Origin of the sequence: uncultured Polaribacter sp. (genome assembly GCF_947503855.1) — a bacterium.
GTDB lineage: Bacteria > Bacteroidota > Bacteroidia > Flavobacteriales > Flavobacteriaceae > Polaribacter.
This window is the reverse complement of the sequence record NZ_CANNFF010000011.1, coordinates 85000-107598: the sequence shown is the minus strand read 5'-3', so window position 1 is coordinate 107598 and position 22599 is coordinate 85000. Positions and strand designations below refer to the sequence as shown.

22 protein-coding genes are annotated in these 22599 nt (G+C 29.6%); 5 read left to right on the top strand and 17 right to left on the bottom strand.

Translation table 11 applies throughout. The features are described from left to right. Window positions 1-3: 3 nt before the first annotated feature. The 4 genes from Q0662_RS10585 to Q0662_RS10570 form a co-directional block, all read right to left on the bottom strand. The gene (locus Q0662_RS10585; protein WP_298949534.1) at window positions 4-882 is read right to left on the bottom strand and encodes a permease-like cell division protein FtsX; all 879 of its coding nucleotides are present in this window, start codon (window positions 880-882) and stop codon (window positions 4-6) included. A 76-nt stretch (window positions 883-958) separates the two neighbouring features. After that, window positions 959-1360 carry a methylmalonyl-CoA epimerase gene (mce, locus tag Q0662_RS10580; RefSeq protein ID WP_298949532.1) on the bottom strand — a complete coding sequence of 134 codons (402 nt, stop codon included), beginning with the start codon at window positions 1358-1360 and terminating at the stop codon, window positions 959-961. A gap of 56 nt (window positions 1361-1416) precedes the next feature. Then, window positions 1417-2841: a DUF5689 domain-containing protein gene (locus tag Q0662_RS10575; RefSeq protein ID WP_298949530.1), complete on the bottom strand. Its 1425-nt coding sequence runs from the start codon at window positions 2839-2841 to the stop codon at window positions 1417-1419. Window positions 2842-2856: 15 nt separating this feature from the next. Then, a complete protein-coding gene (locus tag Q0662_RS10570) occupies window positions 2857-5607 on the bottom strand; it encodes a carboxypeptidase-like regulatory domain-containing protein (protein ID WP_298949528.1) in 2751 nt (916 codons plus the stop codon). Window positions 5608-5726: 119 nt separating this feature from the next. Between Q0662_RS10570 and Q0662_RS10565 the strand changes: the two genes are divergently transcribed. Next, a complete protein-coding gene (locus tag Q0662_RS10565; RefSeq protein ID WP_298949526.1) occupies window positions 5727-6785 on the top strand; it encodes an endonuclease/exonuclease/phosphatase family protein in 1059 nt (352 codons plus the stop codon). A 90-nt stretch (window positions 6786-6875) separates the two neighbouring features. Here Q0662_RS10565 and Q0662_RS10560 read toward each other — a convergent pair whose 3' ends face one another. Next, window positions 6876-8405, bottom strand: a complete 1530-nt coding sequence (locus Q0662_RS10560; protein ID WP_298949524.1) for a ribonuclease E/G — start codon at window positions 8403-8405, stop codon at window positions 6876-6878. A 318-nt stretch (window positions 8406-8723) separates the two neighbouring features. Then, complete coding sequence (locus Q0662_RS10555) at window positions 8724-9014, bottom strand: HU family DNA-binding protein (RefSeq protein WP_087521132.1); 291 nt, start codon at window positions 9012-9014, stop codon at window positions 8724-8726. A gap of 141 nt (window positions 9015-9155) precedes the next feature. On the opposite strand from Q0662_RS10555, the gene mutY reads away from it, so the two are divergent. From mutY to gldD, 4 genes are read left to right on the top strand one after another with little or no spacing between them, the layout of a single operon-like run. Next, window positions 9156-10202: an A/G-specific adenine glycosylase gene (gene mutY / locus Q0662_RS10550; RefSeq protein ID WP_298949522.1), complete on the top strand. Its 1047-nt coding sequence runs from the start codon at window positions 9156-9158 to the stop codon at window positions 10200-10202. 36 nt (window positions 10203-10238) lie between these two features. After that, window positions 10239-10676, top strand: coding sequence for a single-stranded DNA-binding protein (locus Q0662_RS10545; RefSeq protein WP_298949520.1), 438 nt, complete (start codon window positions 10239-10241; stop codon window positions 10674-10676). Between the two features lie 19 nt (window positions 10677-10695). Beyond that, window positions 10696-12024 carry a gliding motility-associated protein GldE gene (gene gldE, locus Q0662_RS10540; RefSeq protein WP_298949519.1) on the top strand — a complete coding sequence of 443 codons (1329 nt, stop codon included), beginning with the start codon at window positions 10696-10698 and terminating at the stop codon, window positions 12022-12024. Beyond that, the gene (gene gldD, locus Q0662_RS10535; RefSeq protein ID WP_298949517.1) at window positions 12017-12568 is read left to right on the top strand and encodes a gliding motility lipoprotein GldD; all 552 of its coding nucleotides are present in this window, start codon (window positions 12017-12019) and stop codon (window positions 12566-12568) included. The genes gldE and gldD overlap by 8 nt, the downstream gene beginning before the upstream one ends. Window positions 12569-12587: 19 nt before the next feature. Here gldD and Q0662_RS10530 read toward each other — a convergent pair whose 3' ends face one another. The 11 genes from Q0662_RS10530 to rplU all read right to left on the bottom strand — a co-directional run bounded on the left by Q0662_RS10530 (window position 12588) and on the right by rplU (window position 22550). Then, complete coding sequence (locus Q0662_RS10530) at window positions 12588-14357, bottom strand: DNA mismatch repair protein MutS (protein WP_298949515.1); 1770 nt, start codon at window positions 14355-14357, stop codon at window positions 12588-12590. Next, on the bottom strand, window positions 14354-15454 hold the full coding sequence (locus Q0662_RS10525; protein WP_298949513.1) for a HesA/MoeB/ThiF family protein: 1101 nt from the start codon (window positions 15452-15454) through the stop codon (window positions 14354-14356). The genes Q0662_RS10530 and Q0662_RS10525 overlap by 4 nt, the downstream gene beginning before the upstream one ends. Further along, window positions 15454-16560, bottom strand: a complete 1107-nt coding sequence (locus tag Q0662_RS10520; protein ID WP_298949511.1) for a molybdenum cofactor guanylyltransferase — start codon at window positions 16558-16560, stop codon at window positions 15454-15456. Before Q0662_RS10520 ends, Q0662_RS10525 begins: the two co-directional genes overlap by 1 nt. A gap of 53 nt (window positions 16561-16613) precedes the next feature. Next, window positions 16614-17087 (bottom strand): cyclic pyranopterin monophosphate synthase MoaC, encoded by a 474-nt coding sequence (gene moaC / locus Q0662_RS10515; RefSeq protein ID WP_298949509.1) that lies wholly within the window; start codon window positions 17085-17087, stop codon window positions 16614-16616. After that, window positions 17087-18277, bottom strand: coding sequence for a molybdopterin molybdotransferase MoeA (locus tag Q0662_RS10510; protein WP_298949507.1), 1191 nt, complete (start codon window positions 18275-18277; stop codon window positions 17087-17089). The genes moaC and Q0662_RS10510 overlap by 1 nt, the downstream gene beginning before the upstream one ends. 45 nt (window positions 18278-18322) lie before the next feature. Next, window positions 18323-19315: a GTP 3',8-cyclase MoaA gene (moaA, locus tag Q0662_RS10505; protein ID WP_298949505.1), complete on the bottom strand. Its 993-nt coding sequence runs from the start codon at window positions 19313-19315 to the stop codon at window positions 18323-18325. Next, entirely contained in the window at window positions 19315-19728 is a 414-nt protein-coding gene (locus Q0662_RS10500) for a YeeE/YedE thiosulfate transporter family protein (RefSeq protein ID WP_298949502.1), read from the bottom strand. The genes moaA and Q0662_RS10500 overlap by 1 nt, the downstream gene beginning before the upstream one ends. A 47-nt stretch (window positions 19729-19775) precedes the next feature. Next, complete coding sequence (locus tag Q0662_RS10495; protein ID WP_298949500.1) at window positions 19776-20333, bottom strand: YeeE/YedE thiosulfate transporter family protein; 558 nt, start codon at window positions 20331-20333, stop codon at window positions 19776-19778. Between the two features lie 2 nt (window positions 20334-20335). Next, complete coding sequence (locus tag Q0662_RS10490) at window positions 20336-21628, bottom strand: glycosyltransferase N-terminal domain-containing protein (RefSeq protein WP_298949499.1); 1293 nt, start codon at window positions 21626-21628, stop codon at window positions 20336-20338. A 91-nt stretch (window positions 21629-21719) separates the two neighbouring features. After that, complete coding sequence (gene rpmA, locus Q0662_RS10485; protein WP_298949498.1) at window positions 21720-21980, bottom strand: 50S ribosomal protein L27; 261 nt, start codon at window positions 21978-21980, stop codon at window positions 21720-21722. A gap of 27 nt (window positions 21981-22007) precedes the next feature. Continuing rightward, window positions 22008-22550 (bottom strand): 50S ribosomal protein L21, encoded by a 543-nt coding sequence (gene rplU, locus Q0662_RS10480; RefSeq protein ID WP_298949497.1) that lies wholly within the window; start codon window positions 22548-22550, stop codon window positions 22008-22010. Between the last annotated feature and the right edge of the window lie 49 nt (window positions 22551-22599).

Sequence of the window (22599 nt, the reverse complement as noted above, 5' to 3'; positions counted from 1 at the left end):
TTTTTAATAATAAAGTTCGTCTGTTCGTAAATTTAAAAAACGTTGTGTGGCAAAAAAGGTACTTAACCAAGTTATAATAAATGCTGTTAAAAGTACACCACCTGTTAAATATGCTAAAGAAATATAGTCTTTTAAAAAGCCTAAACTAGGTGCAAATTTATCTGCATAATAAATTACAACTGCTAAACCTAAAAGTGCAATAATTGCAGCAACCAACCCTAATTTTATACTTTGCCAAATAAAAGGTTTTCTAATAAAACCTTTTGTAGCACCAACCATTTGCATGGTTTTTATGTTAAATCTTTTAGAGTAAATAGATAACCTAATAGAGCTATTTATTAAAATAATGGCTATAAAACCCACAAAACCACTTAATATTAACAACCAAAAACTAATTTTTTTAATATTTTTTGTTAGTAAGTTTATCAATAATTTATCGTAAGATACATCTGCAACAAATGCATTTTTTAGAAATTTTGTTTCTAATTCTTCTATTTTTCCTGGAGTAACAAAATCTGCTTTTAAGTAAATATCTATTCCGTTTTTAAGCGGATTTTCTCCCAAAAAATTTAAAAAATCTTCGCCAATTTCTTTACTGTATTGTTTTGCTGCTTGTTTTTTAGAGGTGTAAATAATTCGTTTTGTAAAATTTTCTTTTTGTAAAGAAGCTTTAAAACCATTTATTTGTTTGCTAGTTACCTTATCTTTTAAAAATAAAGTAATGGCTACTTTTTCTTTTACTCTATTTGCTACCAAGGCAGATTTTAAAAGCATGAGTCCTAAAATACCTACCATAAAGAGCACCAAAGCAATACTAATTACAACAGAAATATAAGAAGATGCTAAACGTCTTTTTTGGTATGTTTCAAACTTTGAAGGCATTTTTATGGTAACTTTTAAACTGTTGGCAAGATAATAATAAGAAATTAGTTGACAGTGCGTCTTTGCAGTATTTTAACTAATTGATTTCTTGGCACAGCTCAATTAAAACACCATTAGTAGTTTTTGGATGTAAAAAAGCCACTAATTTATTATCGGCTCCTTTTTTTGGTTCTTCATTTAACACAACAAAACCTTCGTTTTTTAATCTTTTAATTTCAGTTTTAATATCAGAAACTGCAAAGGCAATATGATGAATGCCTTCTCCTTTTTTTTCTATAAATTTTGCAATGGGACTATCTACATTTGTAGCTTGTAATAATTCTATTTTATTAGGGCCTGTGTTAAAGAAAGAGGTTTTAACACCTTCTGAAGCCACTTCTTCTACTTTGTAATGTGTTTTACCAAATAATGATGCAAATAGCTTGTTAGATTCCTCTAAGTTTTTAACTGCAATACCAATGTGTTCTATTTTATCCATAGTGTAAAAATAGAAAAAACCAGTAAAGAAAAATCTTTACTGGTTTTAATAAGTTATTATTTTGCGTTAATTACTACATTATCTATCTCATAAGTTCCATCAAAATCTTCATCTCCACTCCCTATATATTTAAATGCGATGTAAACTGTACCTGTATAATTTGATAAATTAATGTAAGTTGAGTTAATAAAAGTTCTAAAGTCATCACTATTTGATGCTATTCTTGCAGGTAGTTTTTCCCAATTAGCACTCGTAATTGTTGTTTCTAAACCATCCCAGTTAGATGATATTAAAACCTCTAAAGTACTACTATCTGCAAAAGATGTAGAAGTATCAAAAGAAAAATATTCTTCTGATGTTGTATCTAAATCTATACCTTTTGTAATTAACCACGATATTGTTGAAGCATTTCCAGATCTAAAAGAACCAATATTTGCAGCTCTACTTTGTACATCATTATCAAAATAAGAACGCCAAAGTTTAGTGCCTTTTTCACTGTAATTTGTCCAACCAGCAATATTTATATCTCCAGAAGTTGTCTCAAAATTTTCATTTAATAAAATTGTTGAAAAATCTGATAGTGATTCAGGAGTACACTTTGTTCCGTTCATATTTACACCATCTGCTGAATTTAAAACTAGTACTGTAAAATCTCCAGGAAAATCTTTAGAAACAACCGCATTTAAAAAACCTCCTCCTTTTGGTAACGCTAAATTAGCAAAGTCTGCAAAAGAACTTGTTTCTACAAAAGCCTCTACAATGCCAGGACCTTGGCAAGTTTCTATAGTTCTTTTGGTATCAAAATCTTCTGTAGGATCTATATATGTCTTACCTTCTGTATTTCCAGCAAAATAAGCATTTTCTACACTAACATAGGTACAAAGATTTTCTGGATTGTTTATATCTCCTAGGGTTACAATTTTAGGAATAATTTCAGCTATAGTTTTTGATCTAAAAAATTGATTTAAAGATTTATTTACAGTAATATTATCTATCTCTCTATTATCTACTAATTTTACTTTACCCCCAATTGTAGTTACACCATCACCAGAATTTGTTTCTCCAATATATAAACCTTTTAATCTTACATAAACTTCCCTTCCAAAATTAAATTTGGTATTAATATTAGTTAAATTTATAGCTACTTTAATTCCAGAAGTTGGGTTTTCTGGTTGGTCTTGTATATAAAATTCTCTAAAGAAATTACCATTTTCATCTGAAGAAATAACATATCCTTTTACAGCGATATTAGACACTATTTCTATAGGGTTACTACCAGAAATATAGATTTTTTTTAAATCTTTTATAGACTTTAATTCTACGAAACCTTGATTTATGCTATCTAAAAGTGCATTTAAATTTTCATTTTCTTCTACTCCTAAATTTTGGGGTACTGTAAAGTATCCATCTTCTACACAAGAGGTAAAAGAAATGCTAGATACAAAGGCTAGTAATATGATGATTATTTTATTTGTTTTCATTTTAATTATTTTTTTTTAGAATGATATATTTAAATTTAAAAAGTAGGTTGTACCTCTTCCGTACCAATATTTATTACCAAAAACGGGTGTATCTAGTGCTTTGTCGTCTCTTAATTGTCTAAAGTTGGCATTTCTACCTTGTTCAAAACCACCAGACTTGTACTCTTCTCCTAATAAGTTATTTACTGTTGCAAATAGACTAATATATTTATCGCCTATTTTCCATGATTTACCACCAATTAAATTTACAACCGTATAATCGTCAAATTTTTCTTGTTGCAATAATTCTCTTGCTAAATCTGGATCGTAATCTGCAAATGGTAAACCATCTGCGTCTTCAAAAAAGTTTGAAGACCTATTTAATGGAGCAACATCAACATAAATATTTGAAAAGAAATTTGTGGTAGCACCAACCCACCAATAATCTGGATCTCTGTACTCGAAACCAACAGAATAAGCATTTTGTGGACCAGAAGCCAATTTGTAGTTTTTTAAATTTGACACATAATCTTTAGATCTAAAGTCTGCATCAAAACCACCATTATTAGCTACATCTGATGTTAAATATAAATCTGGATTATTGCTGTAAGTATGTTGCCCAATAGCTGCTGCACCTTTTAACTTTATAGTTGGTGTAACTTGCGCCTCTATACCTAGTTCTAAACCTATGTGTTGTTTGTTGATACCAGAAAGTATTTCTTGTACAAAAGCTGTATTATCGCCACCAATACCATCTGCAAAATAAAAAGATATTTCTGTTGCATCTTGTACATTGGTATAGTAACCAGTTAATCTAGAGGTAATTATTGGGCTTCTAACAATATAACTTATATCTGATGAAAATACTTTTTCGCTAACCAAATCATCTACCACAAAATTATTTTCTCTAGAATTTGCAAAAGAGTTTCTAATTGTAGGTGCATTGGTTACATAAGCTACATTTGCATCTATTAAATGGCGTCCTGTAATTTTATAAGTTGCACCTGCTTTTGCACCAAAGTTTATAAAGTCTAATTTTTTAGATTTTCCTAAAGAATTATTTTCAAATCTACCATTTTGGTATAAACCTTCTCTTTGATGTGTAGTATTGGAAACACTAAATGCGGTAAAAAAATCTACTTTTTTATACTTAAATTGTGCTTGTAAAAAAGCACTTGCCATATTTGAATTTAAATTGTAGTTGTATCTAAAAGCATCTCTTTCTCCAACAACTCTATTAGGATTTAAGATATCATTTTGTTGTTGGATTTCTGTATCTGCAAAAGGGTTGATATCTAAATAACCTTTACCACCTAATAAATCTATAACTTCTGCAAAACTATTAGAACGTAATCTTCTGTATTCTAATTTACCACTTAAAGTAATGTTGTTTGTAATGTCTGAGTTAAAAATAGTGTTTACTGTTAATTGCTTATCATCACTTCTATCTTCATAAAGTACATAAGCATTTTCTATACCTGCATTTGCATTTGTAATGTTTGCATCAAAAATTCTATTCCAATCTAATTGACCATCTTCTTGAAAATTTTCTCTTGATGTGTAAGCTCCTGCTAAATCCTCATTTCTAAGTTGAAAACTTGGTAAATATTGATAATAAGTTGGGCTTGGGTTTGCACCACCATTAAAATCTAAACGACTGTTACCTATTTTACCAAATTGATAAGATATATTAGTTTGCAATGTGCTATTATCAGATAAATCCCAATAATGGTTTAACATTAAAATTGGCTCTTTTACCTCTTTTATTCTAGAGTTTACCTTTCTTCCATTTAAATAGCCCCAATAATCATTATAAGCTATTCCTTTTAAATCAAATACTTCTTGGGTATTTGGAGAAGATTTACCTCTTCTGTTTGGTGTAAAAATAGATGTAAAGTTTATACTATGGTTTTCGTTAATCTTTTTTTCTACGGATGAAAATAATGAGTATGCATTGTAGGAAGTACCTTCGTTAAAACCTTCTAAGCCTGCTCTTCTACTTCCAGAAACTGTTATTGCCCAATCTCCTTCTAAAACACCTGTAGAGTGGGTTGCCATTAACCTATGCACATAACTTCTGTTAGATGATGAATATGAAATTCTGGTTCCTGGTCTTTGTTGAGAAGCTCTAGTATTAATGTTAGTAGAACCTAAAACACCGCCAAAAGTGTAGTTAGAAGGTGCTAATCCATTACTAAATTCTTGGTTTCGTAAAACATCATTTAAACCACCCCAATTACTCCATTGTGCTCTTCCATCATAAATTTTGTTCATTTCAATTCCGTTAATAAGTACTTTACCATTTCCAGAATCTAGCCCTTTAATTCTAAAAAAAGAAGAACTAAACTCGAACGCAGCAGACCTTAAAAAGACATCTTTTGTTGCTTGTAATAAACCCGATATGTTATCTGCAGCACTTGCATCGTCATTTAACTCATCATCTGTAATGGTTATAATACTTAAGTCTTGGTCTTCTGTAATATCTTTAAAAAGATAAATTGTACCTAAATTAATTGGTTTTCCATTAAGTTGAATTGGAAAAACTTGAGTTTCGTAACCATTAATAGAAATCTCTAAAAGATACTTTCCATTGGGAAGTTTATCAATAATAAAAACACCATTTAGTTGCGTTTTTTTGTTGATAATTGTATTTTTAACGTGTATGAGAACGTTAACTAAGGGGTTTTCTGTATTGTTATCTATAACAATACCTTTTACAATATTTTGTGCATTTGTTTCTATAAAAAATAGCATCACAAAAATTGTAGATAAAATAAATTTTACCATAACTTTCTCTTTTTTTCATTCAATTTAGCATTTAAATTTAGGTTATTTTCAACAATAAACCTATTTTATTAGTAAATTATAAATTATGTTTGATATTTTTACAGAAAGAAAAAGCACAAATGAAAAGAAAAGTAACCCTACTTATTGTATTTCTAATTTCTACAAATACAGTATTTTTTTCTCAGAAAAAAGAAAAAAAATACACAATTAGAACTATTGCTTTTTACAATTTAGAAAATCTTTTTGACACTATAAATGATACCTCTATCAATGATGGAGCAAGCCCAATAATGAAGCTAAAAACCAACAGATCAAAAGTCTATTGGGATAAGATAGATAAACTAGGAAGTACCATTGCTCAAATTGGACTGGATAAAGCAAAAACGAGTCCTGCAATAATTGGGGTTTCTGAAGTGGAAAACTTAAGTGTTTTAGAAGATTTAGTGAAATCTAAACATTTGACAAAACAGCATTATGGTATTATACATTATAATTCGTCTGATAAAAGAGGTATTGATGTAGCTTTATTATATCAAAAAAAATATTTTAAACCTGTGTATCACGAAGCTTTTAACCCAAATATTTATAGAGATGGTTACAAAGTTTATACTAGAGATCAACTATTAGTCTCTGGGTATTTAGATGACGAGTTAATTCATTTAATAGTCAACCACTGGCCCTCTAGAAGTGGTGGTGAAGCAAAAAGTAGACCTTTGCGTGAAAAAGCGGCTTACCAAAACACAAAAATTATAGAAAAAATTAGACAAAAAGACCCCAATGCTAAGATTTTAACTATGGGCGATTTTAATGATGATCCTATAAACTCTAGTTTTAAAAAAGTTTTAAAAACCAAAAGTAGAAAAAGAGATGTAAATGAAAACGATATTTACAACCCTTATGAAGACTTACATAGAAGAGGCTTTAACACATTAGCTTACAGAGATAATTTAAACCTCTTTGATATGATTTTAATTTCTGCCCCTTTACTAAACAAAAGAACAAAAGATTATACTACTTATAAAATGTATCAAGCAAACATTTTTAATAAACGTTTTTTAACTCAGAAAAAAGGTAGATACAAAGGCTATCCTTTTAGAAGCTTTTCTAAAGGAGGTTATACAGGGGGTTACTCAGATCATTTTCCTGTATATATGTATCTCATTAAAGAGAAAAAATAAAAATTTATTTTTAAAAATAAAAAAAACCCAAAACTTATAAGTTTTGGGTTTTTATTGATAATAAATTATTGCCTTCTACATGTATAAAAATTAATCTTTTACAGATTTAAATTTATAGTGTAAGTATGTGTAAGCATCTCTAGGTATAATAGTAATCCACTTTTTGTGTTTTAAATACCATTTAAAACGTATAGAATTTACGCCTTTTAGTAAATAAGCAGCGATAAAAGGATGCAAGTGTAATTGTATCTTTTTATTTTTTGGATTAGAAATAAATTTTTCTAAATCTGCTTCTATTTTGTCTAACAAGACAATGGGCGCTTCTACTTCTCCATTTTTATTTGGGTTGGTCTCGGTAGTTTTTATACTTAACTCTGGTCTAACCCTTTGTCTTGTAATTTGCACCAAACCAAATTTACTTGGAGGTAATATTTTGTGCTTTGTTCTATCCAAAGCCATTTGTTCTTTTAAATGCTGATAAAGTTTGTTTCTATTTTCAGCTTTATGCATGTCTATAAAATCTACAACGATTATACCACCCATATCACGTAATTGTAATTGACGTGCAATTTCTGTGGCAGAAATTAAATTAACTTCTAATGCTGTATCTTCTTGAGAACCTGCTTTATTAGAACGGTTTCCGCTATTTACATCAATAACGTGTAATGCTTCTGTGTGCTCTATTACCAAATAGGCACCTTTACTCATAGAAACTGTTTTACCAAACGATGTTTTTATTTGTCTTTCAATTCCATATTTTTCAAAAATTGGAATATCAGACCTATGCAACTTTACAATTTTTTCCTTTTCAGGGTAAATTTCTTGTAGATATTCTTTAATTTCTACTTTTAAAGTTTCATCATTGGTTATGATACTTGTAAAACTATCATTCATAACATCTCTTAGTATAGAAGATGCTCTGTTAAGTTCGCTTAAAATTTTAGTTGGTGTATTTGTGTTAGCAATACGCTTACACATGGTTTTCCAACGTTCTAAGGAGTTTTGCAAATCTTTATCTAATTCTGCTACTTTTTTACCTTCTGCAACAGTTCTTAAAATAACGCCAAAACCTTTTGGCTTTATGCTTTTTGCTAATCTTTTTAATCGTTCTTTTTCTTTTGGATCTGCAATCTTTTGAGATACAGATACTCTGTTAGAAAAAGGAACTAAAACCAAAAATCTACCTGCTATAGACAACTCAGAACTTAATCTTGGGCCTTTTGTAGAAATTGGTTCTTTAACAATTTGTACTAACAGGTTTTGCCCCGATTTTAGTACGTTGTTAATACTACCGTCTTTGTTAATGTCTTCCTCAAAACGGAAGTTTTTTAAAGTGAATTCTTTATACTTACCTGTGCTTACTTTCTTAATGAATGTATTTAATGAGTTTACTTGCGCACCTAAATCGTGATAATGTAAAAACCCATCTTTTGGGTATCCTACATTTACAAAGGCTGCATTTAAACCTGTTAACACTTTTCCTATTTTGGCTAAAAATATATCGCCAACAGAAAATTTGTTACCAGTTGTTTCATTATTTAATTCAATAAGTTTTCCATCTCTTAATAAGGCAAAATCAATATCAGATGAATTCGAACGAATTATTAATTCTGTTTTCATGCTGAATTTGGTTTTAACACTGCACTTCGTTGTGCAGATGGATTAATATTGTCAGGTATTTTGTAATACCGTTAGAAAATTTACTGCCTTACACAGCGTGTAAATTTTCAAATGTCAATGAACTTTTTTGGGGTTGGTTTTTCTTTTTCGTTAAACAATAAACGAAAAAGTAAGCAAATGCTTACTTTTTCTTATGTCTATTTGCTCTAGCTCTTTTCTTTCTTTTGTGTGTAGAGATCTTAGCTCTCTTTCTTTTTTTACCACTTGGCATAATGTCTGTTGTTTTTTAAACCAGTTAAGGTTTAGATTAGTATTTTGTTATTTAACAGCTACTTTACTTTTTACACCTTCTGTAAAAGTTTTTGCTGGTTTAAATGCTGGAATATTATGAGCCGGAATCTTAATAGTTGTATTTTTAGAAATATTTCTACCTGTTTTTTCTGCTCTAGTTTTGATAATAAAACTACCAAAACCTCTTAAATAAACGTTGTCGCCATTTTCTAATGCATCCTTTACTTCAGTCATAAATGCCTCTACAGTTGCTAAAACATCTGTTTTTTCGATTCCTGATTTATCTGAAATTTTTGATACGATATCTGCTTTCGTCATGTCTCTATTTTTACTATATTTTTATTAATTTAATTTCAAAAATGCGGATGCAAATATATGATAATTAATCAATTCCAAAAAAATTAAACCTTAAAATTATCTGAATTTTTAAATGTAATATTGCAAATCTATTTATAACAAATGAAATTTTCTAATACACTAATATACTGGTATTTACAAAATAAAAGAGCATTACCTTGGCGTAAAAGTAAGCATCCTTATTTTATTTGGTTAAGCGAAATCATGCTTCAGCAAACAAGAGTTGCTCAAGGTTTGGCCTATTATTTAAAATTTACGGAAGAATTTCCGACTGTTTTTGACCTTGCAAAAGCAGATGAAAGTACTGTTTTAAAAATGTGGCAAGGTCTAGGTTATTATTCTAGAGCAAGAAATTTACATTTTAGCGCCAAATACATTGCAAATGAGCTAAATGGCGAATTTCCATCAACCTATAAAGAAATTATTAAACTAAAAGGTGTTGGCGATTATACAGCCTCTGCAATTGCCTCTATTTGTTTTAACGAACCCACGGCTGTAGTAGATGGAAACGTTTACAGAGTACTTTCTCGCTATTTTGGCATTGCAACACCTATAAACTCATCTGCAGGGATTAAAGAGTTTAAAGCATTAGCGCAATCGCTTTTAGACACGAAGCAACCGGGGACTTATAATCAAGCTTTAATGGATTTTGGCGCAATGCATTGTAAACCCCAAAATACGCTTTGTGATACTTGCCCTTTTGCAAATAGTTGTGTTGCTTTAGAAAAAAAATTAACTAAAGAATTACCTGTAAAAGAAAAAAAAATAAAAATCACAAAACGATATTTTAATTTTTTGGTGATAAAAACGGATGATCATAAAACAATCTTAAAAGAAAGAAAAGGCAAAGGTATTTGGCAAGGTTTGTATCAATTTCCTTTAATAGAAACAAAAAACATCAGCAATCAAAAAGAAATTGTAGCTTCAGAGGAATTTCAAAATTTATTCCCAGCAGAAACTACCCTTTCATTATTTAACAAAAAAGAAATTATTCATAAATTATCTCATCAACATTTATACACTCAATTTTGGATTGTAGAAACCAGCTCATTAAAAGAGGCTTCTATTTCTTGGGAAAATATAGAAGATTATCCTGTACCTATTTTAATTGCGAATTTTCTAAAGGAATATCGACTAAAAAGTAATTGATATTTTTAGTACTTTTGATATCTAATTTAACAAGCTATGGCAGGAACAATAAACAAAGTAATTTTAATAGGTAATTTAGGCGATGATGTAAAAATGCATTATTTTGATGATCAAAATTGTGTAGGTCGTTTTCCTATTGCAACCTCAGAGAGTTATACCAACAAACAAAGTGGCGAAAAAGTAACCAATACAGATTGGCACAATATTGTTGTTAGAAATGGGTTGGCTAAAGTATGTGAAAAATACTTGGCAAAAGGAGATAAAGTATACGTAGAAGGCAAATTAAAAAACAGACAGTGGGAACAAGATGGTATTAAACGCTACTCAACAGAGGTTGTTGTAACAGAAATGACCATGTTAACAACAAAAAAGAATGCAGATACAAATACTGCTGCACCACAAGAAAGCAAGCCAACTAAAGCAGAGCAAACACCGTCTATTACATCTGAAGAAAATGACGATTTACCTTTTTAACCATTTAAACTCATAAATTTTGGATCCAGATCCCGAATCTTTATATTTTCTATTAGCCTCTTTCGATTTTATAACCACCATAAATGGAATTTTATTAATTGCGTTATTCATAAGTTCTGCGTTGGTTTCTGGAACAGAAGTTGCTTTTTTTTCTTTATCGCAAACAGATTTAAACGAACTTTCTAATAACGGAAAACAAGAAAACATTGTCGTTACTCTTTTAGAAAGCCCCAGAAAATTATTAGCAACCATATTAATTACAAACAATTTTATAAATATTTTAATTGTATTGTTATTCGCATCTATGGCAGAAACCCTTTTTGGCGATTTTAACTTAGATATAGACCTCTATTATTTTACAGTACCCGTTCGTTTTTTAATAGAAATTATATTAGTAACTTTTTTAATTTTATTATTTGGCGAAGTTTTACCAAAAGTGTATGCTTCTAGAAATGCGCTTACTTTTTCTAAAACCATGTCTAAATTTATCAATTTTGTAAGTGTATTATTAACTCCTTTTAGTTTGCCTTTAATTAGCCTAACAAAATGGATAGAAAAAAAACTAGGCAGCAAAGGCACAAACTTTTCTGTAGAAACCTTATCACAAGCGTTAGAACTTACATCACAAGGTGCTACAAGTAAAGACGAACAAAAAATTTTACAAGGAATTGTAAATTTTGGTAACACAGAAACCGTGCAAATAATGAAACCTAGAATAGATATTTTTGCCATTTCTGATGAAGAGCCTTATGAAGTAGTTTTAAAAAAAATATTAGAAAACGGGTATTCTAGAAACCCTGTTTATAAAGAAAATATCGACAATATTATTGGTATTTTATATGCTAAAGATTTATTAGAACACCTCAATAAAAAATCTTTTAAATGGCAAAACCTTTTAAGAGAGCCTTTTTTTGTTCCAGAAAACAAAAAATTAGACGATTTATTAAGCGATTTTAGAGCCATAAAAAATCACCTAGCCATTGTTGTTGATGAATATGGTGGTACAAGTGGTTTGGTTACTTTAGAAGATGTAATAGAAGAAATTGTTGGTGATATTAACGATGAATTTGATGACGATGATTTAACCTACTCTAAAATAGACGCCAACAACTTTATTTTTGAAGGAAAAACAAGCATAAAAGATTTTTGCCGAGTTTTAGATGATGAAAATGAAGAAATTTTTGAAGAAGAAAAAGGAGAAAGCGAAACCCTAGCAGGTTTTATTTTAGAAATTTCTAGGAAATTTCCAAAAAAGGGAGAGAAAATAAACTTTAAGAATTATACGTTTACCATAGAGGCGTTAGATAAAAAACGCATAAAACAAGTAAAAGCAACCAGAAATGCGTAACCTTTTTTTCTTTTTTTTTGTATTGATTTTTTTAGGATGTAAAGAAGATACTTTACCAAAACCAACAGCCTATTTAAGTCTAAAATATCCAAAAAAAAACTACCAAAAACTAAAGTTAAAAAGACCTTACAGTTTTGATGTTTTAAAAAATACCAAAGTAATTAATGAACCCAACAATTGGCTTACCATTAAGTACCCAAACTTAAAAGCATCAATAGATATTACTTATAGACCTGTAAATAATAACATAAAAGAGCTTTTAACAGAGGCAGAGAAACTGGTATTTAAACACGCTATAAAAGCAGAGCAAATAATTCCTAAAGATTATACAAATTCCCAAAAAAGAGTATTTGCTAGTATTTACGAAATTACGGGTAATGCAGCTTCTCATATACAATTTCACGCTACAGATAGCACTAAAAACTTCTTAAAAGGCTCTTTGTACTTTTATGCAAAACCCAATTATGATTCTATTCTACCTGCAATAGCATATCTTAAAAAAGATATTTTAAAGTTAATAGAAACGACCAAATGGATACCCTAAAAAGTCTTAATTGCTTTCTCTAAACAATCTCCATTTTCTTCAATAAAAAAGAAGCATTCATATTTTTACAAACACCGCTTTTTAGAGTGTAATCAAAATGTAATTCATTGTTTGTAATTTCTGCATCAAAATAATAGTTTTCTATGCTAGAAAACTCATTTTCTAATTCGCATAAACTTACATCGTGTGTTGCAATAATTCCTGTAGATTTTGATTTTGTTAGTTTTTCTACAAATTTTTTAGAGCCAATTGCCTTGTCTTTGCTATTGGTTCCTTTTAAAATTTCGTCTAAAATGATAAAGTAATCTTCTTGTGCAATTTCATCAACAATAAACTTTAATCGTTTTAACTCCGAGTAAAAATAACTCTCATCTTCTGTTAAAGAATCTGTAGTTCTCATACTTGTAATTAGTTTTATAGGATGATATTTAAAACTTGAAGCACAAACTGGCAAGCCACAATTTGCCATTACTATTGATAGGGAAACTGTTCTTAAAAACGTGCTTTTACCAGCCATATTTGCTCCTGTAACAATAAAAAATTGTGCTTTATCAATTGTAAAATTATTGTCTATTCTTTTTTTTGCATTCAATAATGGATGCCCTAAATTGGTAGCTTTTATAATTTGTTTTTGTGTAGTTATCTCTGGAAAAATAAATTTTGGATGATTAAAATGAAAATTAGCTAATGCGTTTTGTGTATCAAAAAAAGCAACTACTTCAAACCATTTTTTTACAGTATGTTTATAAGTTGCAATCCACTTTTCTACTTTGTGTGCGTTCGCAATTTCAGATAAGAATAAGCCATTGCCAAAAACAGCAATTATAATGTTATTTCTCTGGTCAAAAGCATCTAAAATTCTAGCAAATTTTTTAAAAATTGTAGAGGCATTTTTATGTTCTGATGTAATAATTTTTTGCTTTTGTAGAAGAATTTCTGAGGTAAATTCTTCGTTTTCGATCTCATTTAACAATTCGTAATATTGTTTAAATGTTTCTCTAACTTTATCTGTTTCTGCATATAATTTACTAGTCTTTTTTAAAAATATTCCGGTTATAAACAAGCCAAAGAAAAACCAGGCAAGCATATAATTGAAAGATAGAAAACCAACAGAAACCAAACCAATCAACAATACAGAAATAACAGAAAACACTTTTGTGAAAATGTTTAAAACATTGGGTAATGTTTGTTTGTAATTTACAATCCAATTTGTAATAAAATTAGAAGTATTTTTTACAGTTACCAAACTAGTTATGGCATTAAAATGTTGCCTCCATTTTGTTTTTTTTGATAGCTCTTTTACAACTTCTTGTTTGGCTAAAATTTCATCGGTTTTATTTGCTGTTAAAAGAGTTGCCAACTCTTTTTTACCATCTTTTGTTACGGTTCTATTTAGATATTGAAAAAAAGAACCTACACCAAACAAATCTATATCATTGCTGTAAAAATGTCTAGAATTTATAAATTCTTTACCTGTTTTTAAGTGATAAAACTCTCGATGTAAAACTTTAATTTCTGTAGTATTTATATCTATTTTTTTAGAGACTATATTTTGTTTCCTTTTTAAATCTAGATGTTTAACAACCAAAAAAGCAAACAAGACAACTCCTAAAAAAGCAATGATAAAAACATCTGGATAAGTCCCAAAAGTTAGGTAAACTAAAAAGCAAGTTCCTAAAAACACAGCAAACCTAAAAATACTTAAGTTTACAGACTTCTTTTTTAAATCGGCTGCTTTTTCTTCTAGTTTTTTTAGTCTTTTTGAGTAAAATTTTAAAGGGTTTTTCATGAGCTTACTTGTGTTTTGTATGTAGAAATTCCACCCGTTAAATTTAGTACTTTTAAATCTGGATATTTCTTTTTTAGCCTTTCTGTAGCTTTGTAACTGTTAAGCCCTCTTTGACAAATCATTACATAAGTTTTATTAAAATCTACCGCTATCTTTTCTGCATCAAAATCATTAATATGTATGGTTTTATCAACCTTAAAAGGCACATCTAAATTATTTAAAACTGCAATAATTTCTAAGTTTTTAGATGCTGATTGAATAGATAGTTGTTCTTTTAATTCTTGTGATGATATTTGCAAATCAGGATTTTGACCTACGCATAAAGCATCAACATAGGTTTGCATGTTAAAAATCTTGGCAATGTTAGCTTCTAAAACACTTGGTTTTAACTTTATTTTTAACTGTGTATTTTGTAGCGAATTATAAATTAACAACTCATTTGTTAAAGGTTTTCCTGTTTTTGTAACCAGTTTTAAAACCTCATTTACTTGTTGTATAGCAATCAAACCTACAATAGAGTTTAGTGTTCCTGCTTCTTCACAATTAGGAATTTCTGTTGCCATTTCTGGAAAAGCATCTCTTAAATTTGCTGAATAACTTTCATCTTTTTGCAACACATTAAAAGTTGCTACATAACCATCAAACTTATACAAAGAGCCATATACCAAAGGTTTGTTTTTGAGAACACAAGCATCGTTTAATAAATATTTTGTGGGCAAAGAATCTGTTCCATCTACTACAATATCTACATTTTCAATCAATTCGAAAACATTTTCTTTTGTAACTGGTTTATTGGTAAAACTAACTTCAGTAAAAGGTGCTCTTTGTTCTATAAACGTTCGTAAAATTGCTGCTTTTGGTTTGCCAACATCTTCTAAAGTATAAAAAACCTGCCTATGCAAATTGGTAATATCTACTGTATCAAAATCTACCAAATGTAGTTTTCCAATTCCGCTCGAAGCCAAATACACTGCAATAAGACTGCCCAAACCACCACAACCAACTACTAAAACTGATGCATTTTGTAATTTTTCTTGTCCAATTTCGCCTATCTCTGATAAAGTAATTTGACGTTTGAAAAGTTGGTTTTTGTTCATTACTTTACAATCTCTTTTATAGCCATTTCAAACTCTTCAGGTGTATTTACATTTCTAATCAAACCATCATCAATTTCTACGATTTCTACATCAGAATTGATAAGCATTTTACGCGCACATGAATAGCCTTGTGCTAAATATTGCAATAAAATAGGATACGCTTTTGGTTCGTAAATTGTAATTAATGGCTCTACAAATTGCTTAGTTTTTCCTTTAATTGCCGTGGCAACTTTACTTGGATTTCTATGGTTTAATAAGAACTCTATTACTTTATTATTTACAAAAGGTAAATCTGTTGCCAAAACAAACCAAGCCGAATTTGGATCTTTCTGAAACGCAGAACAAATGCCACCAAATGGACCTAAATTGTAGAATTTATCTGAAATTTCATTTACATTATTTGTGGCTTTTTCAACAGAATAAAACGTTTTTAAATTGTTGTTTTCCAATAATTCTTTAGCAACTTCTTTTTGAGGTTTTCCAAAATAATCAAGTTCAGATTTATCTTGTCCCATTCTGGTGCTTTTTCCACCTACCAAAACCAAACCTTTTATGGGGGCAATTTTTTCTTGAATCAAATTATGAATATGATGTGCTATTTGATCAACTTGATCAATGGTATAACAAATCTTGTTTTTTATGTTTGGATATTTTTCAACTAAAAAATCGAAAAACTCAGTTTCTTTTTTCAGTTTTACAATAAACTGTATACAATCTAATTGCTCTAATCTTTTTAACACAGAAGCTTCTTTTGCTTCATCTAAAACTAGAATTTGTTTTGCTGCTTGGTAATGGTTTCCATTGATAAACACAGAATCAAATTGTGCAAAATCTAAACGTTGTTGGTATTTATTTAGCTTTCCAGAAGTGGTTATTTGTACATTTCCTTTGTGGTGAAAAGTATATTCAGATAATATATTTTTTTCAACATCTTTTACATGAGAAGCATCAAAATAAGCTAATTTAAAATTGGATAATTTTTGTGAAACTTTAATTACTAAATTAGAAATTGTAGTACAATTTGTTCCTAAAATTGCAATTTCGTTAGGTGCAAAGTTATCATTATCTCTTCTTTTTAAATTTGTATGTTTTTTGTGGTTTTCCATTTTTGTGTTGCAGTTTTTTCTTTTAATCTAGCGACTGGGCTCGAGGAGACATTTTAATTCTTTATATCCGATTTTCCTCCTGTTTTCTCTATCAATTTTACTTCTTTAAACACCATTTGTTGACTGATACTTTTACACATATCATAAATAGTTAAACAGGTGATATTTACGCCTGTTAAAGCTTCCATTTCTACTCCTGTTTTCCCTTCAATAGTCACTTTACAAAACACCTCTATACATTCATCATCTGCAATATTTATGGTAATATCTACACCATTAATTAACAAAGGATGACACATAGGAATTAGCTCAGAAGTTTTTTTAACACCTTGTATTCCTGCTATAATTGCTGTTTGAAAAACGGGCCCCTTTTTGGTGTTTAATTCATTATTTGTAAAATTAGAAATAACCTCTTTTCCTAAAAACATAGTTGCTTTTGCCATAGCAGTTCTTTTGGTAATTTTCTTGTCAGAAACATTTACCATTTTAGGGTTTCCTTTTTTGTTGATGTGGGTAAAATTGCTCATTATCTATATCTTATAATTGGAAAATTATCACCTTGTCTAAAAAGTGACTTCTCTGTTTTTGGCAACTGAATAAAAGCATCTGCATTTACCAAACTTGCTAAATCTCCAGAACCATTTCCCTGAATGGGTGTTGCTAATAAATGCCCGAATTTATCACTTAATTGTACTTGTAAAAAGTAGGTTAAATTCGGTTTAAAAGTAACATCTTCCTTTAAAATGGCGGTTTCTTCTTGCACTTCTACCCCAACAGATTTGTAATACCATGGATAAAAATACGCTAAACAATTTACAAACGTTGAATTTGGATTCCCTGGAAATGCAAAAATTTTACAATTCTCAGTTTGCCCGAACCAAAATGGTTTTCCTGGTCTTTGTGTTACTTTATGAAATAATTTTTCTACCCCTAATTCTGTAAAAACTTCTGGTAAAAAATCAAATTTTCCTTTGCTAACTGCCCCACTAAAAAGCAACACATCAAATTGTTTTAAATAGTTTACGATTTTTTGTTTTAAAATGGGTTTATCATCTGTAATATGATCTGTTTCTGAAGAAATATTCAATCGCTCTAATAAAGAAACTAAAGTAAACACATTAGATCTTCTAATTTGATGTGGCAAAGGATTTGCTGTAACTTTTACCAATTCATCTCCAGTAGAAATAATTATAACTTTGGGTAGTTTTGCAACTTTTATGTTTGATTTGCCAACGGTTGCTAACACCCCAATTTCTGCTGCAGAAATAACTTTATTTTTGTTGATTAAAACATCTCCAGACTTTCTATCTTTTCCTTTTTGATGAATATTTTGTAATTCTTTAACCTCGTTAACTTGAATTGATGCAACTCCATTTTTGATAACTACATCTTCATATCTAATAACCACATTTGTATTATTGGGCAATACTGCACCTGTCATTACTTCTAAACAGTTTTCTTTGTTTTGTAGTGTAATTTGTGGACTTCCTGCAGGTTGAATTGCTTGAATTTTAAAGGCTCTTTGTCCGTTTTGGAAAACATTAAAATCAATCGCAATACCATCCATAGAAACTCTATTGAATGGTGGAAAATCTCTGTCTGCAACAATAGTTTCTTTTAAAATTCTACCTACAGATTTTATAAATGGAATTTCTTCAACTCCAAAATTTTGAGTTGCGTTTAAAATGATATTTTTTGCCTCTTCTACTGAAATCATTGGCTACTGGTTTATAAAATTAAACATTTATACGATTACACTTTTCTAACCTCCAATTGTACTCATACTCTCAGAAACATCGCCTTTTTTACGATTTACTTCTGCTATAAAACCATTTTCTGGTTTTTCTTTTACTAAAGATAAAAAAAGCTCTTTTAAATCGTTGTTGCTAGCGCCATTTCTTATAAAATCTCTCAAATTAAAAACGCCATCATCAAACAAACAGTTTTTAAAAGTGCCTGTGCTTGTTATCCGAATTCGGTTGCAATCATTACAAATAGTTCTTGTAAATGCAGGTATTATCCCTACAGTGCCTAGATGATTTTCTATTTTATAATTTCTAGAAGTTGATGATTTTTCTGATTGAATTTCATCAACTATAAACTCGGTTTTTATTTCTTCTAGGATTTTTTTAAACGTCCAATTTTCTTGCATTTCACGTTGACCTTTTCCGTTAAAAGGCATTTCTTCAATAAAACGAACCGCTACATTTTTATCTTTTGTGAGTCTTACAAAATCTACAATTTCATCGGTATTAAAGCCTGACTGTACTACTACATTCAACTTTAAATTTAAGTTGCTTTTTTCTAGCAATTCAAAAGTTTTATATACTTCTGGAAACACATCTCTTCTGGTTATTTTCAAAAATTTATCTCGTTGTAAACTATCAATACTTAAATTGATGTTTTTTACATTTTTTAGTTGCTCAATTTTATCTAGGTGATGTGAGATTAAAGCGCCATTTGTAGTAATATTAATGGCATCTAACAAATCGTTGTAAGACAACATTTCTAAAAAACCCACAAAATCTTTACGAACAAAAGGTTCGCCACCAGTTAAACGTACTTTTTTAACGCCTAATTCTGTTAAAACACGAATTAAACGATACATTTCTTTAAAGGTGAGTAACTCTTGCCTAGGTAAAATTTCTATTCCGTGAGCAGGCATACAATATTGGCAACGCAAATTACAACGATCTGTAACAGCAAGACGAACATATTCTATCTGTCTACCAAAATTGTCTGTTAATTTACTCATTAATTAAGTAGCTTTTTACTTACTAGTCCAAATACAAATGCACCTAAAATTGCACCAATTAAAACTATGAATGCTGGTAAAAAACTATAGCCTAAAAGTGCAAATAATGGGGCTGCACAAGCACCTGATAATGCCCACCCTAAACCAAAAATTGTTCCTCCAAAAAAAGTTCTTTTAAAGTCTTTTTCTTTTTCTTGTATTTTAATTTTATTTCCAGCTTCATCTTTTATAATTCCTTTTTTAAATAATTGCATTAAAAAAAATGAAATTACAACAGCACTTCCAATAATGCCATACATATGAAAAGATTGAAATTTAAACATTTCGTAAATTCTATACCAAGATATAATTTCTGCTTTGCTTAAGACGATTCCGAATAAAATTCCTAAAATTAGTAGTTTGATATTTTTCATTTAAATATTTTTTTAGTTATGATATTTTATAAAATCTTAATTATAGTCTAAAAAATTAAAGGAATTAAAAACCAGGTCATAATTAATCCGCCTACAAAAAAACCAATTGTAGCAATTAAAGAAGGCATTTGTAAACTACTTAAGCCAGTTATAGAGTGCCCAGAAGTACAACCACCTGCATAACGTGACCCAAAACCGATTAAAAAACCAGCACCAATTAAAATTAAAAAACCTTTCACGGATAAGAGTGCTTCTAAACTAAATATTTCTTTTGGTAAAAAAGTTTTTCCTCCATCTGCAAAACCTAAACTTGCCATTTCTAGTACTGTATCTGGGTTTAAATTTACAGACTGATTTGGAGTTAAAAAATTTGCAGCAATAACACCACCTAAAAAGATGCCAGCTGCAAAAAACAAGCGCCATTTTTGTGTTTTTAAATCATTTTTAAAATAGTTTGATAATTTGTTTGCCCCACTTAAAGTACAAAAGGTTTCTAAGGTTGTAGAAACCCCAAATTTTTTACCAAAATAAAACATTAAAAATAGTACAAGTGCTATTAACGGGCCTGCAACATACCAAGGCCAAGGTTGTAATATAAAATCCATAGTTATTTGTTTTTTTGAGTGCTAGAATGCGTTTTACCTAACATTGTTAAATGATTATTTATATAATTCATAATTAATTTTGTGGCACCTAAATTATCTGCAATATATTTTTTGTTGATGGTGCCTGTTAACTTTCTAAAATTTGCATCATTTTTAAGATGCTCTAAATTTTCTGTAAACTCTTGTTGATTTTTAATAGAAATGCAACCTCCAATATTTACCAAATCTACAGCCTCTTTAAATTTTTCGTATTTATAGCCAATCATAACAGGAATACCAAAAGTTGCAGGTTCTAAAATATTATGCAACCCTGTTTTTAAACCTCCACCAACATAAGCCAAATCTGCAGCAGCGTATATTTTGGTTAAAATTCCTATGGTATCAATGATAAATACTTGCGTTTCTTTTAATTCTAAAAAATTATCAACTGAGCTCGAAATAACATCAGAATAAAGAATACTTTTTTTATTAATAGCTTTTTGTAAAGCTTCAATAGAGTCACTTTTAATAGTATGAGGTGCAATGATAAATTTCTCGTTTTCTGAGGCTTTATTATTGATATAATGTACTAATAATTCTTCATCTTCTTGCCAGGTACTACCTGCTACAATCGTGTATTTATTGTCTTTAAATGCTGAAATAAAATCTAAATGATTGTCTTGTTTTAAAATTTTAGAAACCCTATCAAAACGAGAATCACCTGCAACTGTAACATTTTTAAAATTGATGGAATTTAGTAATTTTTCTGAATTTACATCTTGCACAAAAAAGTGATGAAAAGCGTTTAAAGATTTTCGCATAAAACCACCATAACTTTTAAAGAACAGTTGTTTTTCTCTTAAAATACCAGATACTAAAATGGTAGGAATCTCCTTATTTTTAAGTTCGTTTAACAAATTTGGCCAAAATTCATATTTTATAAAAACGGCTAGTTTTGGATTTACTTCTTTGATGAATCTTTTAGCGTTTTTTTTAGTGTCTAATGGTAAATAACAAACTACATCTGCTAATGGATAATCTTTACGAATCTCATACCCTGAGGGCGAGAAAAAAGTAACTACTATTTTATAATTTTTTCCCTTATTTTTAAGTTGTTCTATGATAGGTCTTGCTTGCTCAAATTCGCCTAAAGAAGCTGCATGAAACCAAATAACTTTTTTATTTTTTAAGGTCTCTATTTTAGAAAAAGTTTGCTTTCTACCTTCTACAAAAAGTTTTAATTTTTTACTAAAAATTGCTACAATGGGTAGTAAAATAGAGGTTAAAAAAATTGCAAGGTTGTACAAGAATTTCATGCCTGTAAAAGTACAAAACATATTATTTATAAAAGCAAAAGCCCAAACATTAAAAATGTTTGGGCTTTACTATTTTTTTAAAATTTATTTCTTAAGCCTCAAATGGAGTAACAGATACATAAGATCTGTTATTTCTTTTCTTTTCGAATTCTACAATTCCATCAACCTTTGCATGTAAAGTATGATCTTTACCCATGTAAACGTTTTCTCCTGGATTGTGTGTTGTACCTCTTTGACGAACTATAATGTTACCTGCAATTGCAGCTTGTCCTCCAAATATTTTTACTCCAAGTCGTTTCGATTCTGATTCTCTACCGTTTTTCGAACTACCTACTCCTTTTTTATGTGCCATGATAATATGGTTTTAAAATTGAAATTTTTATTTAGTTAAAGCTTCAATTAATTCTGCTTTCTTTAAAGAAGTATATCCTTTGATACCTGCTTCTTTTGCAGCAACTTTTAATTGAGCAACAGTCATAGAACTATAATCTGTTGTTGCAGCTTCTTTTACCTCAGCTTTAGGAGCAACTTCCTTTTTTGGAGCAGCTACCTTTTTAGAAGCAACTTCTTTTTTAGGAGCAGCTTCTTTTTTTGCTGATTTTTTTGCACCGCTTGTAGCAATAGATTCTATCTGAATCTCACTTAAAGCTTGTCTGTGTCCATTTTTCTTTCTGTAACCTTTTCTTCTTTTCTTTTTGAAAACGATTACTTTATCACCTTTTAAGTGACCTAAAATTTTGGCCGTTACTGCGGCTCCTTCTATAGCTGGGGCGCCAATAGATATTGTTCCATTATCATCAGTTAAAAGAACGTTATCAAAAGTTACTTTTGATCCTTCTTCTCCTGGTAAACGATGAACGTATACTTTTTGGTCTTTTGCTACTTTAAACTGCTGCCCTGCTATCTCTACGATTGCGTACATACTATTTGTTTTGCGTATTTATACTTATTAGTTGCATTTTTTTGATTAA